Origin of the sequence: Anabaena sp. UHCC 0399 (assembly GCF_034931465.1) — a bacterium.
Lineage (GTDB): Bacteria > Cyanobacteriota > Cyanobacteriia > Cyanobacteriales > Nostocaceae > Trichormus > Trichormus minutissimus.
Genome location: NZ_JAYGGZ010000003.1, coordinates 24,431 through 40,583, shown reverse-complemented (window position 1 = coordinate 40,583; position 16,153 = coordinate 24,431). Strand labels below are relative to the sequence as shown.

Here is a 16,153-nt window from a genome sequence, read left to right as displayed (position 1 = left end):
AAAGGGTTATTCTGCACCCCACCCTAGTCTTTCATCTCAAAATGAAATTAGGATGAAATTTAGTAGAGATTCTCTGTGTCTTTGTGGTTAAAGGCTTTTTTACCACAGAGACACGGAGACACAGAGTTATGAAGAAATTTAATTTATGAGAGTGCTACTTGTTGAGGATGAACCGGATTTGGGTACGGCTATTAAGCGAACTCTTACCCAACAGAAATATTTGGTTGATTGGGTGATGGATGGTAATGAGGCGTGGGCATATCTAGAAAGTAGTTGGACACAATACACTTTAGCTATTTTTGATTGGATGATCCCAGGTATTTCTGGTTTGGAATTATGCAAAAAATTACGTTATCGGCATAATCCTCTACCTGTATTAATGTTGACAGCTAAAGATAGAATGGAAGATAAAGTCATGGGGTTAGATGCAGGGGCTGATGACTATTTAGTTAAACCATTTGGTATGGCGGAATTGTTAGCAAGATTGCGGGCTTTGCAGAGGCGATCACCTCAATTTCAACCCCAAGAATTAACTGTGGAAAATCTCACTTTAGATTATGGTAATAGTAAAGTAATTAGTCGAGATATTGCGGGAAATAAACAGGAAATCATCTTAACTAATAAAGAATTTCAACTTCTAGAATATTTTATTAAGCACCCCAATCAAATATTAAATTCTGAACAAATTCGCTATCAACTTTGGGAGGTAAATGCAGAACCTGTGAGTAATGTAGTTGCAGCACAAGTTAGGTTACTACGTCGCAAGTTGGCTAATAGTGGCTGTGAAAATATGATTGAAACATTACACGGTATGGGATATAGATTTAATTTCACCGATGAATCAAAATAAATTATTTCAGCAAACCCGCTTACGTTTGGCGTTGTGGTACGCGCTGGTGATGGCTGTGATTTTAAGTTTGTGTGGAATTGGTGTTTACAAAGCTGTGTCTCACGCTCATTGGATGACATTAGACCAAGAAATAGAATCAGTAGCGGGAACATTACATGATAGTATTGAATTGAAATTGCAACAACCTGGTCAATTAGAACCAGTCATCCAAACTCTTTTACCCAATATCTGCATAATAGGGAAAGGGTGTATTTCCGAGCCAGTAAATTCTCAGCGTCATACCCTGAGTGCTATTCATCAAGACCATTATTATGTGCGTTTCTTTGATAATTATGGACGCTTATTTGCTATAGCTGGGGCTTATCCAGAAGGGCTATCACCAGAATTTAATCGAGAATTATGGCAAACACTCAAAGATAATAAAGGTAAGGTCTATCATCAAATTTCTTTAACTTTACATACCCAAAATAATCATGATTGGGGTTACATTCAAGTCGGGCGAAGTATTGAAGATTTTAATAGTTATTTAGATGCGGTTAAGCTTGTATTAGTATTGGGTTCGCCAATTGTGATTACTTTAGTTGGTCTTGCTAGTTGGTGGTTGGCTAGATTAGCAATGCAACCAATTTATAAATCTTACAGACAAACTCAGCAATTTACAGCCGATGCAGCCCACGAATTACGCACACCTCTAGCCGCTACTCAAGCAACTGTAGAATCAGCACTTTTGATGTCACAATTGGATGAATTAGAGGCGCGGGAAACTTTACAAACTCTACACCGTCAAAATCAACGGTTGACTAATCTTGTAACTGATTTATTATTACTATCTCGTTTAGATAGTCAACCTGTGCCAATGCGGCGTGAGATTTGTTGTTTAGATGATATTATTAATGACTTAATAGAGGAGTTTGCTGCATTAGCGATCGCCACAAATATCACCCTCACATCTCGGATTCTGGTATCGATACCTGTAAATATTATCGCTAATCAAGACCAGCTTTATCGTTTGATTTCTAACTTAACTATCAATGCTATTCAGTATACACCATCAGGTGGTAAAGTAATAGTTGCTTTAAACCGTAGTGATAATTATGCTGTGATTCAAATTCAGGATACAGGTATTGGTATTCCTCAGTCAAAATTATCACACATTTTTGATCGCTTTTATCGAGTGCATAGCGATCGCTCTCGTAGCACTGGCGGTTCTGGATTAGGGTTGGCGATCGCTCAAGCAATTGTCCTAGCTCACCACGGTAGTATAGATGTGCAGAGTGAATTAGGTCAAGGCAGTATTTTTACCCTTAAGCTACCCCGTAAAAACTAATTGATGAATTTCAAGCTTTAGTATTTAATTAGGGGTTGGTGTTGGTGTTTCTGTCGGGGTTTCTGTGGGTGTGGGTGTGGGTGTTTCTGTGGGAGTTGGTGTTGGTTCTGGTGGGGTGGGATTTTTGACTGTAAGGCTGAGTTGATAATCTGCTGATGTGGATGCAGTGGACACCACAACAAATTCATAAAATCCCGATTCTGGTAGTTCTGTTGTTAAAGTCCGTTGCGTAGAATCTTCTAAAAATATAATTTTCCCGGAAGGCGAATAAATTGATAACAAAACGTTGGGGTTTGCTTGTAGCTGGAAATCTAAAGTTTGATTTTGAGCTAAATCAGCAATAAAAACTTTACCCGCACCAGGTTTTAAATTACCACTGATAGTTTTATTAATAGCATCTTGATCAAAAACGATTTTTTGGAAAGCACTACCTGCAATGATGGCATTAAGTTTGTCACTAACAAAAGCGTGCCAAACTTGTCCTATAGGCTGATTAATGAAGTCTTGGCCTTTTCGTTCTGGGAAGGCGTTAAAGAAAGCTGCATCACCCAAATCATACAAAGCGCGACTACTAACATTAACTTGATTGATATCTACCTTCCAACGATCGCGTTCTGCGGCAGTATAAGTATTTAATTGCCGTCGTGATTTGGTACTTAATGGTGCAAGTTTTTCGAGTAATCCACCAGCAATTTTATCCCATTCTGCCCGCAAACTTTCATCTATTGGTTCATCGCTGAGAGTGCGTCCCTTTAAAGTAGGATTTTGTTCCCAAAAGATTTGATTGACTAAATTAACGTAGAAATTAAAGTCTATACCCAATTGTTGACGGCGATCGCTTAATCTTTGTTTGCGTCGTCGTTCTGTGGGCGAGTATTTATCTAGGGGATTGGTAGGCTGGGTAATAGTTGGTGTAGGTGTAGAATCGACTATGACTTGATTCCCAGTTCTTCCACTGACTCCCCACCAAATTAATCCCCCAGTAGTAACTAACGCCAACACCGCAAGGAAAGTTTTAGTTGCTGTCCACTGACTTTTAGGTTCGGGAGGAAGGGAAGCAGGGGAACTAGGAACAATAGGGGGAGTAGGAGAGACAGCTAGTGTGGCTGATGTCGGTGCGACTGGGGGGATAGGTGCTTGAGTGGGGGGATAATAGACAGGTGTGGGATTTAGTGCTTCGAGAACTTGTTGGGCTGACTGATAGCGATCGCCCGGTCGAGGAGCTAACATTTGATCTAATACTTGTCCTAATAGCGGACTGAGGGTAATTTCCCGTCGCCATTGCCAAGAGAGATTATAATTATCGACTAATTCTTGGGGTTGTTTACCTGTCAACAAAACTATTGCAGTCACCGCCAAAGCATATAAATCACTATGGGGAGACACTGCACCGGTTTGCATTTGTTCTGGTGGTGCGAATCCTACCTTACCTAGTAGGGTAGCGGCGGGAGGCGGTGCAGCTATCCCCGGTTGATAATATTGGGAAGCAACGGCGGCGACTACTTGTTTGACACCACCAAAGTCAATTAATATTGGTAGCTGGTCAAAAGTGCGAAGAATTAAATTATCTGGCGAAATATCACGATGAATCACACCCAAGGAATGGATATAATCCAACACTGGTAAAATTTGCTGTAAAAGTTGCTTAATTTCTAATTCTGTAAATCGTAAACCCTGTTGTTTACGGCTATTTAATAAATAACTATAATTTTGTCCTTCTATATAATCTTGGACTAAAAATAAATATTCTTTACCTTCTAAATTAATGTGAAACTGTTCCCGAAAGCGAGGAATTTGGGGATGTTGTAACTTATAGAGAACACTAGCTTCACGCTGAAACAGTTCTTCTGCTTTTTGTAAAACGTAGTCTGTTTGAACTTGAGGACAAAATTCTTTTAAAACACAAAGTTCGCGAAAACGGTTAATATCTTCAGCTAAATAAGTCCGTCCAAATCCTCCCTGACCGATTTGACGTACAATCACATAGCGATCGCCTAAAGTTAGCCCTGGTTGAATATTATTCATTACTCATTAGTCATTGAGGCAAAATTCAATTCTCCCTTATCTTCTTCACTGTCACCTGTCACCTCTCATCTGTCCCCTATTTTTCACTTGTTCATCTGCGATCGCATACCAAACTTGACCTAAAGTCCGTTGATTCAGTTTCCCACGGTCTTGACCTGGAAACAACTGATCAAATTTTTGATTAGTATCCTTATTCAGATCATTGACTGTGTAATTTCCCAGTTGTCCAGAACGGGCTTGTCGTCTCCAAGTTTGATAATCTCTCTCTGTATAGCTTCCCAGTTGACGGCGAGTTGCTGTACTGAGTTTAGCCTGTTCTATTTTATTCAATAAATCGCTAGCGACAGCAGACCATTCATCTCGCAAACCTGCGTCTTCTGGGTTAGAAGTGAGGCTACGTCCGTTTAACTCCGGTTTTTGGGCATAGAATAAGCCGTCTACTGTCTTAATAAAAAAGGGTTCAGGAACTTCTAGCTGTTGGCGACGACTTAAAACTTGACTCAGGGTAATTTTATTTTTGTCACTAACTGGTTGACTAGTAGGACTAGATAACGATGGTATTTGGGGTAAAGAAATTTGTGGTGGAGTGATTGAAGAGACACCTCGAATCAGTGAGTTTACTACCGCAAAAGTCCCTGCGCCAGTCAATATAACTAAAGCTGTTCCCCCAAAACTGACTGCAAAAGGACGTAGCCAACCAGGGAGAGGTAACTTTTGGGCTACGGCTTGAGTTTTGTTATGGAATTTACTAACGATTACCCCTGCTTTACGTCCAGGGGCAACTATCATTGTCTTAATCTTGGTAAGATGAGTCACAGGTGGTTTAGTCACATCTGGTGATGGTAAATCTTTGAGAATTAGATCAGCATTTTGATAGCGATCGCTTGGTTTATACGCCAACATCTTTTTTAACACAGCTTCTAGCTTAAAGCTGACATTAATTTCCCTACCCCAACGCCAAATTCCTTGATAGCTGTCGTATAGTTTTTGCGGTTCTTTCCCTGTCAATAAAACTAACGCTGTCACCGCCAAAGAATATAAATCACTGTTGAAATATACCTTCCCTTGTCGTAATTGTTCTTCTGGCGCGTAGCCTTTTTTACCCAACAGAGTATGATTGACAGCCAACTTAGTAAACCAAAAACCCTGAGAAGCTGGTAATTGCTTCACACCACCAAAGTCAATCAGTACAGGTAAATTATCAGAACGCCGCCAAATTAAATTATCAGGAGAAATATCGCGGTGAACTACATCTAAAGAGTGAATATAGGATAAAACAGGTAAAAGTTGTTGTAATAAAGTGATAACTTCTGCTTCTGTAAAAGTTTTACCTTGACTTTGGCGTTGTTCTAATATTTGGTCAAAATTATCGCCTTCTACATAGTCTTGCACCAAAAAGAAAAAATCCTGACTCCCCATTTTTACTTGTAGTGAAGCGTGAAACATGGGAATCTGGGGATGATGAAGTTTTTTGAGGACGTTTGCTTCTCGCTCAAACAACTCCTTAGCCTTTTGTAAATCCTGTTTTTCTGTGACTTGGGGTGCAAATTCCTTCAAAACACAGGTTTGATTAGATTTCTTTTTATCCTCAGCTAGATAAGTACGTCCAAAACCACCCTGTCCTATTTGACGAACCAGCCGATAACGATTGTCTATAACTTGTCCAACAGCAATAGACAAAGGTTCACCGCAATGAATGCAAAAATGATTACTGCTATTATTAGCGTGTTTTTTACTGCAATAGACTTGCATGGTGCTGAAGGATAGATGAGGGGTTTTTTAAATTACTACAACTAATATGCTTCAATTTACGAATATTCTTTTAAGAAGGTGATAGGTGACAGGTGACAGGTGATAGGTGACTAATTATGAAACACAAATCAAGAGGACAGCAAGTAATCAAGGTATGGGAAGATTTTGTGTCTACCCCTCTAGAGGATTTGTTACAGCAGCATATCAACTCTTCTGGGGAATCGGCTGTCTTGGATTTGTTTCATGATGTGGCTGCTAATGTCCCGGCGTATCAGGCTTTTTTAGCAGAAAGGGAAATTCAGCCAGATACGATTGAAAGTTGGGGTGATTTTCAGAAAATTCCAGCGATCGCTAAAGAAAATTATATCTCACGTTATCCTCTCGCTGATTTATGCCGCGATGGACAACTAGAGGGTTGCGATATGATAGCCGCTTCCTCTGGTTCTACCGGGAAACCCACATTCTGGCCGAGGTTCTTCACCGATGAATTACAAATCGTTACACGCTTTGAGCAAATTTTTCACGACAGTTTCGCCGCCGATACTAAAACCACCCTCGCAGTCATTTGCTTTACCCTTGGTACTTGGGTTGGTGGGATGTTCACTACAAATTGCTGTCGTTATCTTGCTAGCAAAGGCTACCCCATCACCGTTATTACCCCCGGTAACAATAAAGAAGAAATCTTGCGCGTAGTAGAGGAACTCGGTGGTAATTTTGCACAGGTAGTTTTATTAGGATATCCACCATTTCTAAAAGATGTAATTGATACAGGCATTGCCCGTGGTGTAGAGTGGCAACGCTACCAGATTAAATTTGTGATGGCGGGTGAAGTATTCAGCGAAGAATGGCGAAGTTTAGTAGGTGAAAGGGTGGGTTCTCAAAATCCCTGCTACGATTCAGCATCACTTTACGGTACAGCTGATGCAGGGGTGTTGGGCAATGAGACACCATTAAGTATTTGCATTCGCCGCTTTTTAGCACAAAATCCCGAAGCTGCAAAAGCTTTATTTGGGGAATCACGTTTACCTACACTAGTGCAGTATGACCCGGTTAGCCGCTTTTTTGAAGTCCAGAACGGGCAATTATTGTTTTCTGGAAATAACGGTATTCCCCTAATACGGTACAACATCTTAGACACTGGCGGAATCATTAGTTATGATGCCATGCTCCAGTTCTTAGCAGATTGGGGATTCAATCCACTGGAAAATCTTACTCCCCACACCCAGCAACCACCTAGAGGTATTCATCAACTACCATTCGTCTACGTTTTTGGACGATCTAACTTTACAGTCTCCTATTTTGGTGCAAATATCTACCCCGAAAATGTGACAGTAGGATTAGAACAACCAGTCATTAAAGAGTGGGTGACAGGTAAATTCGTCTTGCAGGTAAAAGAAGACACCGACAAAAACCGCTTTTTATCTGTAGTTGTAGAATTAGCAACAGATGTTGAAAGTTCTGAAGACAAACGCCAAACCATAGCAACCTCAATTCTCACCCAATTGTTGCGACTTAACGGCGAATTTGCCAACTACGTCCCCAAAGAATACCAAACACCCCAAATCACATTAGCACCAATGGGCGATCGCGAATACTTCCCCATCGGAGTCAAACATCGTTACACACGCCAATAATCCAAAACTCTCTTTTCTCTCTCTGCGCCTCTGCGCCACCCTGCGGGAAGCCGCAAAGCGTCTACTGCGTGAATCATCCGAATATTTGTAAAACTCGCACTTCTTCCCCCGGTGGAATTAATGTTTGACCTACCGGCAGCATAGCCAAAGCATTAGTTTGAGCTAAATTAATTAAATTCCCAGAACTATGACTACCACCAGCTTTGTGAAATTCATAAACTCCATTAATTAAACGCAACCGTCCCCAAATATAAGTTTCCCGCTTCCCGTCCGATCGCAATTCATCATGCGATCGCACTTTAACTAATTCTGCTTCCCAACGCCCAGTCAGTCCCCCCAGTTTCTTGATGACTGGTTGCACAAATCGCCAGAAAGTCACCAACACCGCCGCCGGATTTCCTGGTAAACCAAAATATATAGAGGACTGGGAGAAAGTGGCGACTGTGAGGGGTTTTCCTGGGCGCATGGCTACAGAACGGATATGAATTATCGCACCCAATGAATCCAGAATTTTGTCAATGTAGTCATAATCTCCCACAGAAACACCACCAGAAGAAATCACTATATCGGCGTTAGCGATAGCTTGCCGAATTGTTGCTTCTAAAGCTGCTGGGTTATCCTTAACAATGCCTAATAATATCGGTTCTGCCCCCATTTGTCGCACTAAAGCAGCTAAAGCATACTGATTAGAATCAACAATTTGTCCTGGTTGTAAAGGTTGATTAACTGTCACCAATTCATCCCCTGTAGAAAAAATTGCCACACGAGGACGACGGTAAATCCTGACTTGCGGACACTGGGCTGCTGCTAACACGGCAATTTCCGCCGCATTTAACCTAATCCCGGCTGGTAATAATTGTGTACCTGATTCGTAATAAGCAGCTTTGCGTCTAACAAATTCCCCTGGTTGGGATGCAGTGAGAACCAAAACACAGTTATCTTCCCGGCGCGTCTTCTCTTGCATAACTACAGTATCCGCACCCTTGGGCATCACTGCCCCGGTAAAAATTCGCGCGGCTTGTCCCGGTTGTAGAGTAGACTTTGGTTGATGGCCTGCGGGAATTTCTGCAATAATTTCTAACTTTACTGGTTGTTCGGCGTTAGCATTTTGGACATCTTCATAACGTACCGCGTAGCCATCCATCGCCGAATTATCCCAATGGGGAAAATCTAGGGGACTGGTGACAGGCGTTGCTAAAATTCGTCCATTGGCGGCAAATAAATCTACAACCTCTGTATCTTGTTGGCTATCTAGTGGTTGAACTAAATTAAAAATAATATCTGCTGCATCCCTGACTGATAACATAGCGATCGCCTCAAATTATTGATTTTAGTCAACATTCAATCGTAAATGGATTAACACGCCTAATTTTGTGCATTATATGTAGGTTGGGAAGCCACCGCCTTGGACGGGTCTCCCGGCTTGGGGCGAGTGGCGTTTGACGGAAGGAAACCCAACACCAAGATCCATATTGGTTATCCGAGATCAATGTTGGGTTGCGCTGCGCTTAACCCAACCTACAATTTTTTTGCTTATGATTTATCAAGTAAACATTAAATCCTAGGGTGCTTTAAAACAGCGCAGAATAAGAACTAAAGTTCTTACTACAAACTTTAAAATTACCCTCTAATACCCAATCCCCAATCTCTATGACTATCGAACGAGTTCCTCAAAAACACTATCCCAAAGCTGAGATTAATCGGCGCGGTATGGCCTTGGGATTGGATTTTCTCGTTGTCTGGCTAGTCAGTTCTCTATTGGGAAGTAATCAAGGTAGTATTCAATTCATCCAAATTTTAGTGTTTATCTTCGGTTGGCTGATTTTGCGGGTACTAGTGGTATTCAACAACAAAGGGCAAAGTTTAGGGCGGTGGGCGTTTGACTTAAAAGTGCTAGAAGTAGAAGACGGACAAGTTGTCGGCAGAATTCCCCAATTGCTAGCACTATTTAAAAGAGAAGCTATAATTTGCTTTGGGGCAATTTTGGTATCTGTTGCCTTGGGCAATATTAGTGCCAATCCCACTGCTATACTGCTAGTGATTCCCCTAGCAATTGACTGTAGTGCAGCGTTATCTGATACCCAGATGCGCCAAGCTTTGCACGACCGTTATGCTGGAACTTTCATTGTTTCGTCGCGTCGGGGCTACTCGTTAGACTTAAAAATTAAACGATTAGTTGGAACTTTGCGCCGAAATGTGAGAAGATAGTTATTTGTGTTAATTCTCTTCAGGCTTTATTGTTTGTAAGATTATGGCTAAAAGTAAAGGTGTCCGCATCATAGTGACACTAGAATGCACTGAGTGTCGGACAAATCCAGACAAAAGATCCCCTGGTGTTTCACGGTATACAACAACTAAGAACCGTCGTAACACTACCAACCGCTTAGAACTTGCTAAGTTCTGCACCCACTGCAATAAACATACCGTTCACAAGGAAATCAAGTAAAGATGAGTTATTATCGTCGGCGTTTGTCTCCAATTAAGCCTGGAGAACCAATTGATTACAAAGATGTTGACTTATTGCGGAAGTTTGTAACTGAGCGCGGTAAGATATTGCCACGTCGGATCACGGGATTGACTTGTCAACAGCAGCGAGAATTGACATTAGCGATTAAAAGGGCGCGGATTGTGGCATTATTGCCATTTATTAATGCGGAAGCCTAATTTTTTGAGTCAGTGGCGAGAATTTTAGATTTTGGATGAGCGGGAAAAGCTACATAAATGGTGATATGTAGCTTTAGATTGTCTGAGTCCACAATCTAAAATCTCAGTCAGTGATAAAATCTTGTTCTACAGTTAAAATCATGAGATTTTGGGTTAAGTAGCAATTATTCAACTCCAAAATCTAAAACTTATTTGTTAACCAATAATAATAGCGAGAGTTGTGGAGAAGGGGACGCTAGTTGAATTTAGGGTTCAAGGCGATCGCCGTTTGGGCGTGATAGACCGTCCAGACGGAAAGACCCGTTGGTTTGTGGTAGATGAACGCGGTCAATCCCACAGCCTCGCGCCTAGACAAATTACATATACAGTTAACGGTAAAACTTACAAGTCATCGGAAATTCCAGCCTTTTTAGAAGAGGTCAAGCCTTATTTAGACCCCTCTAGCTTGGAAGTGGCTTGGGAATTGTTGGTAGAAGATGGGGAAACAGTCACACCATCCCAAATGGCTAATCTGCTGTTTTCCGAATCAGAATCAGCCCCTTGTTACGCTGCCCATTGCCTATTGTCAGATGACAAACTCTATTTCAAGCAAAAAGGTGATGCTTACGAGCCGAGAACGACGGCACAAGTAGCAGAACGTAAACACCAAATAGAAGTAGAAGCTCTCAAAGCTAGGGGACAGCAGGAATTTTTAGTCCGAGTAGAACAGGCACTGCAAGGTGAAGCCGTCGAGTGGCAACGACATGACCGCCAACGTCTAGAAGCTTTAGAAAAGTACGCAGCACTGTTGGCGGATATTGTCAGGGTGGGAGTCAACTATGACTCTCTAGCGCGTGCCTATCCCCCACCAGCCCCAGTTTTAGAAACAATGAATATGCTGGGGCGACCTGCAACCCCCCAAGGAGCATTTCAATTATTGGTAGATTTGGGGTGGTGGAGTGCGACTGAGAATTTATTCCTGCGTCGTTCTGCGATTCCCGTCCAGTTTCCTAGCAAGGTATTAGAAGTGGCGCAACAGCGTTTGGATGATCTGCCAACAGACTCAGATACAAATCGCCTTGATTTGACCCATCTGAAAGTCTACACAATAGATGACGAAAGCACCACTGAGATTGACGATGGGCTGAGTTGGGAACAAGTATCAGATGGCAGAGAAAGACTGTGGGTGCATATTGCCGACCCCACCCGTTGGTTAGCACCAGAAGATGACTTAGACCTAGAAGCGAGAAAGCGGGGTAGTACCGTATATTTACCTACTGGCATGGTTCCAATGTTTCCAGAGGTATTGGCAACTGGGCCAATGAGTTTGGTACAGGGAAAAGTCTGTTGTGCTTTGAGCTTTGGGATTATTTTAGATGCCAATGGTGGAGTAGAAGATTACACCATTCATCCCAGTTTGATTAAACCTACCTACCGCCTCACCTACGAAGATGTAGATGAGATGTTGCAATTAGGAGTACAAGCAGAACCAGAAATTGCGGCGATCGCCACTTGGGCAAAGAAGCGGAAAGTTTGGCGTTACAATCAAGGTGCAATCAGCATTAATATGCCAGAGGCGATGATTAAAGTTAAAGATGACGATATTAGTATCGACATCTTAGATGATTCCCTATCGCGGCATTTAGTAGCAGAAATGATGATTCTGGCTGGAGAAGTTGCAGCCCGTTACGGTCAAGAACACAACATTCCCTTACCCTTTCGCGGTCAGCCACAGCCAGAGTTACCCCCAGACGAAGAATTACTCTTGCTACCGGCAGGATTTGTCCGCTCCTGTGCAATGCGGCGTTGTATGCCCAAGAGTGAAATGAGTATTACTCCTGTGCGTCATGCTGGCTTAGGCTTGAATACTTATACTCAAGCAACTTCTCCCATTCGTCGTTATAGTGATTTGCTCACCCACTTTCAACTTAAAGCCCACCTGCGGGGGGAAGTTCTGCCCTTTAGTGCCGAACAACTCAAAGAAGTGATGATGACCGTCACCAGCACCACCCAAGAGGTGACAATGGTAGAACGGCAAACAAATAGATACTGGGCATTAGAGTATTTACGCCGTCATCCAGAGCAGATTTGGCCAGTCACAGTCTTAATGTGGCTACGGGAAGACAGTAACTTAGCACTCATCCTGATAGAAGACTTGGGTTTACAGTTACCAATGGTCTTCAAACGTTCAGTCAACCTGGGAGAACAGGTATGTGTAAAAGTTAGCATCTCTGACCCGCAAAAAGATGTGATTCAATTCCAAGAGATAATTTATCAAGAAGCTCAGATAGCAACAAATTGAGTTTTACCTGAATAATTGCTTTTTGAGATTTATGAATCTAAATCAAGCAATAGCGGTTAGAAGTAATCATTTTCTAGCATACTTTGAGTTGAAGATATTGTAGTAAATGATGAATCAACTCAAAGTATATACACTGTCATTTTTACTATCAGTGCTGACAGTCACTCATGCAACTCGTGCTGTTGCTACTGCGCCACCACTTGCTCAACAGTTAAACCAAGTAGCAAATTGGTTTACTGGTATGTTTGATAATTCTCAACAGGTGATGGGACAGGCTACTGTACCACTTATTAGCATTACTAGCTGTAGTGTCCAATTAGACAGTTCAAATTCTCTAGCTGATGTCAAGAATATTTATTTTGAACAAGAAAGTTCCTCTTTTGAACGTTTACGCCTTTACTCCTTCAGTCAAGGCAATACTGGAGTAAACTTGAGTATTCGTAGCTTTTTAGACAATACTTTTGTGCGAGGTTTATGTAACGCACCTCAGTCTACGCGAAAAATACCAACTAGTAATTTGCCAATAACCAGTTGTGACTTGAACCTTATTTGGCAAGAGACTGACTATTACAAAGGTAGTAACGAACCTAATGGCTGTCCAGCAGGTTTTGGGTTGAGAGTGGTTTCTAATGTTACTGTCTGGGCGGATCGGATCGATTCTTTAGATCAGATTTTCAACGCTCAAGGTGATTTAGTAGTTAATACACCTATTGAGTTTCGTCGAGTTTATCCCATTCCTGAACCCTCATTGATGTTAGGAATACTGGCGGTTGGTCTTTGGGGAGCAAAACAAGCTAATTCTAGTAAATTTAAACACAAATCCAAGAAGAATTCTATGTAATTTTACTTCGTCCACAGATCAAAATCAGATTTAGGATGTGGGCGATATTATATCAAGCTGACAACGTGAACATCCATGTATAGCTGAATTGTCACTATAAAAGTCCCTTAGCTTTCATTCGCACAACAAAAGGAGAGGCTGTAGCCTGAACTTTAGATTGCTGTGCTTGTTCCCATTCAGCACTAATTTCGCTGTCAATTTCCTCTTGATGGTCAAAATAATACCCCATTGCTGCGTAGGCTTCAGCCGGGTGTAAATAAGGATGTTGACGGCATATCTCCTCAACTGACCAGCCATACGCTAAATAATCCATGACAATTTGAGCGACTCGGATACGAGGAAGTCTTTGTAAGTAAGCAGGCTGACTCTCTGGCTTTTCTATGTGAGGGTAAGTTATTTTAGAGGTCATTGCAGTCTTTTCAGCTATCTAAAATCTCAATCTATCACAGAGCTGATCAGAATCAGGCTAGCCTCCAATTTATCCCAAAGTCGCCACTAGTTCCTTTAAGCGATCGCGCCCATCTCGAAAAACTGACCAACCATCACCGACTAATACAGTTTCCACCTTCTCTAAGGCTGCTAATCTGCGAACTGAAGCCACAGCCTCGGCTTTATTCAGCAGCTTGTCATAGGGTAATATACCTAAGCTACCAGCTTTGTAGGCTCGCACCAAATCCCCGGTAATCAAGGTAGTTTCTTCTAGTAAGAGTACCAACTCTCCCGGAGTTTTAGAACCTTGCATTTCCAGCACCTTTAGTCCGGGAACAAACTCATCACCATCAGCTAACCAGCGATCGCACATTAAGGGAAAAGACTCTTTTTCTCCCATAGGCGCAGCTATCTTCGCATAGGTTTGATCAGCGATTTCCTTGGCTGACCGAATATGGTCTGAGTTGGTGATGATAATCCAATCCACACCACCCAAGGATTCTAAGTGATTCCAATCGTGATTAGATAGAGCCACAGGATCAATCAAGATGTTACCACCGGGACGAATCCAGGCAATCCCATTGAAATCAATATTTCTCGCCGGGTTGAAATGAGACCAGCCATATAGATCAGGACGGTGTAGAAATTTCATAATAGTTCTGGCTCTATAGCTTTGATAGATTTATTCATAGGTCAGCATCAATAATCTACCATTCAAAGCTGTTTTGGTATATCGAATCAGGGATATACAGGCGATCGCATCTTAGCTAGGTTAGTCATTATGGCAGCGATCGCTCTTTAATCACCATTATTGTTGATCCAGTCGTTTTAAGCTCAAAACTTCCTGTTTTTATAGCAAAGTGCTTTTCTGCCGTATTCTCAAGATGAGCCATAATAAACGAAGCGTAAACCCAATTAACCACCCAATATCAAAGGTTTGACTTATGCTGATCCAGAAAATTGTCCAAGAACTGCAAGACATCCCCGAAGATAAATTAGCTGAAATTTACGACGTAATTCACTATTTTTGTCTAGGCTTAAAGGAAGAGTTATCTGCTGAGGAAACACCCACTGAAATAGTAATTGAAGGCATTCACCAAGGCATACGAGAGGCATTGAGTGGACAAACTATACCCCTCTCGGAAATGTGGGAAGGTATTGATGCAGAGTGAACCACCAGCAATTCAAATCGCTCTTACTCCTCGTTTTAAAAAAGATTTACGAGAACTTGCTAAACGTTATCGTTCAATTCGTAGTGATATACAACCATTAATTGAGGAACTTCAAGCAGGTGAAATTCCTGGAGATAGAATTGCTGGAGTTAAATATCAAGTTTTCAAAGTTCGTCTCAAAAATAGCGATGTTCAAAAAGGAAAAAGTGGTGGCTATCGAGTAATTTATTATCTGAAAACTGCTCAAGGAATCATCCTCACTACAATTTATTCTAAATCTGATATTTCTGATGTTAGTAATGACATCATTGAAGAAGCGATCGCAAAATATGAACAAGAAATTCAAATAGAAGATAACCCGGACTAACGCTACACTGGGCGATCGCTTTTCACACACCATCATTGCAGTTCAAATCTCGGATGTTGGAGTTCTGAGGTTGAAGTTTTGCGTCCTAAGTATGAAGCTTCATGTTCTGAACTCGACGTTTTTCGTTTCAAACAGGAACGTTCTAGTTCTGAACTCGGAGTTTTCTGTTTTTAGCTTGAAGTTTCGTGTTCTGAACTCGACATTTTGAGTTTCAAACTGAAAAGTTTTAGTTTTAACCTCGACAGTTGTTGTTTAAAGCTAGACAGTTCTAGTTTTAAACAAGAAACTTCCTGTTTTTATCTACAAAGCTTCTGATTAGCACAGCTACGCACTCTCATCTATCACCTTCTTTACTCCAAACATATTTACGGCAGACTTCGCAAGCGGCTTTTGCCTCCTCAGTTTGCGGATTTGTGAAGATGGGATGATCACGCAACTTATCACAACAGACTTGCAACCACGCACGCACGCCACCAGGCCACAACCGCACAGTGCCGTCATCACCTCCACTGACAATCGTCTGTCCATCGCTGCTGATGGCGACGGAATTGACCCAACCCTGATGACTACGGAAGAGTTCAGCCAAGGGCAGACCTTGGAGATTCCACAAGCGCACAGTGCCGTCATTACCTCCACTGACAATTGTCTGCCCATCCCTGCTCATGGCGACGGATTTGACCGAACCCTGATGACCACGGAAGGGTTCAGCCAAGGGCAGACCTTGGAGATTCCACAAGCGCACAGTGCCGTCAACACCTCCACTGACAATCGTCTGCCCATCCCTGCTCATAGCGACGGAATAGACCCAATT

Annotated in this window: 16 protein-coding genes; 10 read left to right on the top strand and 6 right to left on the bottom strand. The window is 41.9% G+C overall.

The annotated features are described in order from the left end of the window. Positions 1-145: 145 nt before the first annotated feature. Positions 146-850: a two-component system response regulator RppA gene (rppA, locus tag VB693_RS02065; RefSeq protein WP_323264846.1), complete on the top strand. Its 705-nt coding sequence runs from the start codon at positions 146-148 to the stop codon at positions 848-850. Next, positions 837-2,177: a two-component system sensor histidine kinase RppB gene (rppB, locus tag VB693_RS02060; RefSeq protein ID WP_323264845.1), complete on the top strand. Its 1,341-nt coding sequence runs from the start codon at positions 837-839 to the stop codon at positions 2,175-2,177. The genes rppA and rppB overlap by 14 nt, the downstream gene beginning before the upstream one ends. A 24-nt stretch (positions 2,178-2,201) precedes the next feature. On the opposite strand, the gene VB693_RS02055 is transcribed toward rppB, so the two are convergent. Beyond that, on the bottom strand, positions 2,202-4,202 hold the full coding sequence (locus tag VB693_RS02055) for a protein kinase domain-containing protein (RefSeq protein WP_323264844.1): 2,001 nt from the start codon (positions 4,200-4,202) through the stop codon (positions 2,202-2,204). 51 nt (positions 4,203-4,253) lie between these two features. Further along, positions 4,254-5,954, bottom strand: coding sequence for a serine/threonine-protein kinase (locus tag VB693_RS02050; protein WP_323264843.1), 1,701 nt, complete (start codon positions 5,952-5,954; stop codon positions 4,254-4,256). A gap of 116 nt (positions 5,955-6,070) precedes the next feature. Here VB693_RS02050 and VB693_RS02045 point away from each other — a divergent pair, with 116 nt between their 5' ends. After that, a complete protein-coding gene (locus VB693_RS02045) occupies positions 6,071-7,588 on the top strand; it encodes a phenylacetate--CoA ligase family protein (protein ID WP_323264842.1) in 1,518 nt (505 codons plus the stop codon). Positions 7,589-7,661: 73 nt separating this feature from the next. Here the strand turns inward: VB693_RS02045 and glp are convergent, their stop codons facing one another. After that, a complete protein-coding gene (gene glp / locus VB693_RS02040; RefSeq protein ID WP_323264841.1) occupies positions 7,662-8,894 on the bottom strand; it encodes a gephyrin-like molybdotransferase Glp in 1,233 nt (410 codons plus the stop codon). A 344-nt stretch (positions 8,895-9,238) separates the two neighbouring features. On the opposite strand from glp, the gene VB693_RS02035 reads away from it, so the two are divergent. From VB693_RS02035 to VB693_RS02015, 5 genes are all read left to right on the top strand, one after another. Continuing rightward, positions 9,239-9,796: an RDD family protein gene (locus VB693_RS02035; protein WP_190700636.1), complete on the top strand. Its 558-nt coding sequence runs from the start codon at positions 9,239-9,241 to the stop codon at positions 9,794-9,796. A gap of 43 nt (positions 9,797-9,839) precedes the next feature. After that, complete coding sequence (gene rpmG, locus VB693_RS02030) at positions 9,840-10,034, top strand: 50S ribosomal protein L33 (protein WP_190700638.1); 195 nt, start codon at positions 9,840-9,842, stop codon at positions 10,032-10,034. A gap of 2 nt (positions 10,035-10,036) precedes the next feature. After that, the gene (gene rpsR, locus VB693_RS02025; RefSeq protein ID WP_190700641.1) at positions 10,037-10,252 is read left to right on the top strand and encodes a 30S ribosomal protein S18; all 216 of its coding nucleotides are present in this window, start codon (positions 10,037-10,039) and stop codon (positions 10,250-10,252) included. 220 nt (positions 10,253-10,472) lie between these two features. Next, complete coding sequence (locus VB693_RS02020; protein ID WP_323264840.1) at positions 10,473-12,533, top strand: ribonuclease R family protein; 2,061 nt, start codon at positions 10,473-10,475, stop codon at positions 12,531-12,533. Positions 12,534-12,639: 106 nt separating this feature from the next. Continuing rightward, positions 12,640-13,374, top strand: a complete 735-nt coding sequence (locus tag VB693_RS02015) for a chromophore lyase CpcT/CpeT (RefSeq protein WP_323264839.1) — start codon at positions 12,640-12,642, stop codon at positions 13,372-13,374. A gap of 94 nt (positions 13,375-13,468) precedes the next feature. On the opposite strand, the gene VB693_RS02010 is transcribed toward VB693_RS02015, so the two are convergent. Further along, on the bottom strand, positions 13,469-13,783 hold the full coding sequence (locus VB693_RS02010) for a DUF433 domain-containing protein (protein ID WP_323264838.1): 315 nt from the start codon (positions 13,781-13,783) through the stop codon (positions 13,469-13,471). Positions 13,784-13,852: 69 nt separating this feature from the next. After that, entirely contained in the window at positions 13,853-14,455 is a 603-nt protein-coding gene (locus tag VB693_RS02005) for an MBL fold metallo-hydrolase (protein ID WP_237988324.1), read from the bottom strand. Between the two features lie 292 nt (positions 14,456-14,747). Between VB693_RS02005 and VB693_RS02000 the strand changes: the two genes are divergently transcribed. Then, positions 14,748-14,975 (top strand): hypothetical protein, encoded by a 228-nt coding sequence (locus VB693_RS02000; RefSeq protein ID WP_323264837.1) that lies wholly within the window; start codon positions 14,748-14,750, stop codon positions 14,973-14,975. Further along, a complete protein-coding gene (locus tag VB693_RS01995; protein ID WP_323264836.1) occupies positions 14,965-15,342 on the top strand; it encodes a type II toxin-antitoxin system RelE/ParE family toxin in 378 nt (125 codons plus the stop codon). The genes VB693_RS02000 and VB693_RS01995 overlap by 11 nt, the downstream gene beginning before the upstream one ends. 334 nt (positions 15,343-15,676) lie before the next feature. Here VB693_RS01995 and VB693_RS01990 read toward each other — a convergent pair. Then, the coding region (locus VB693_RS01990) for a WD40 repeat domain-containing protein (RefSeq protein ID WP_416233364.1) at positions 15,677-16,153 on the bottom strand (477 nt) is incomplete at its 5' end.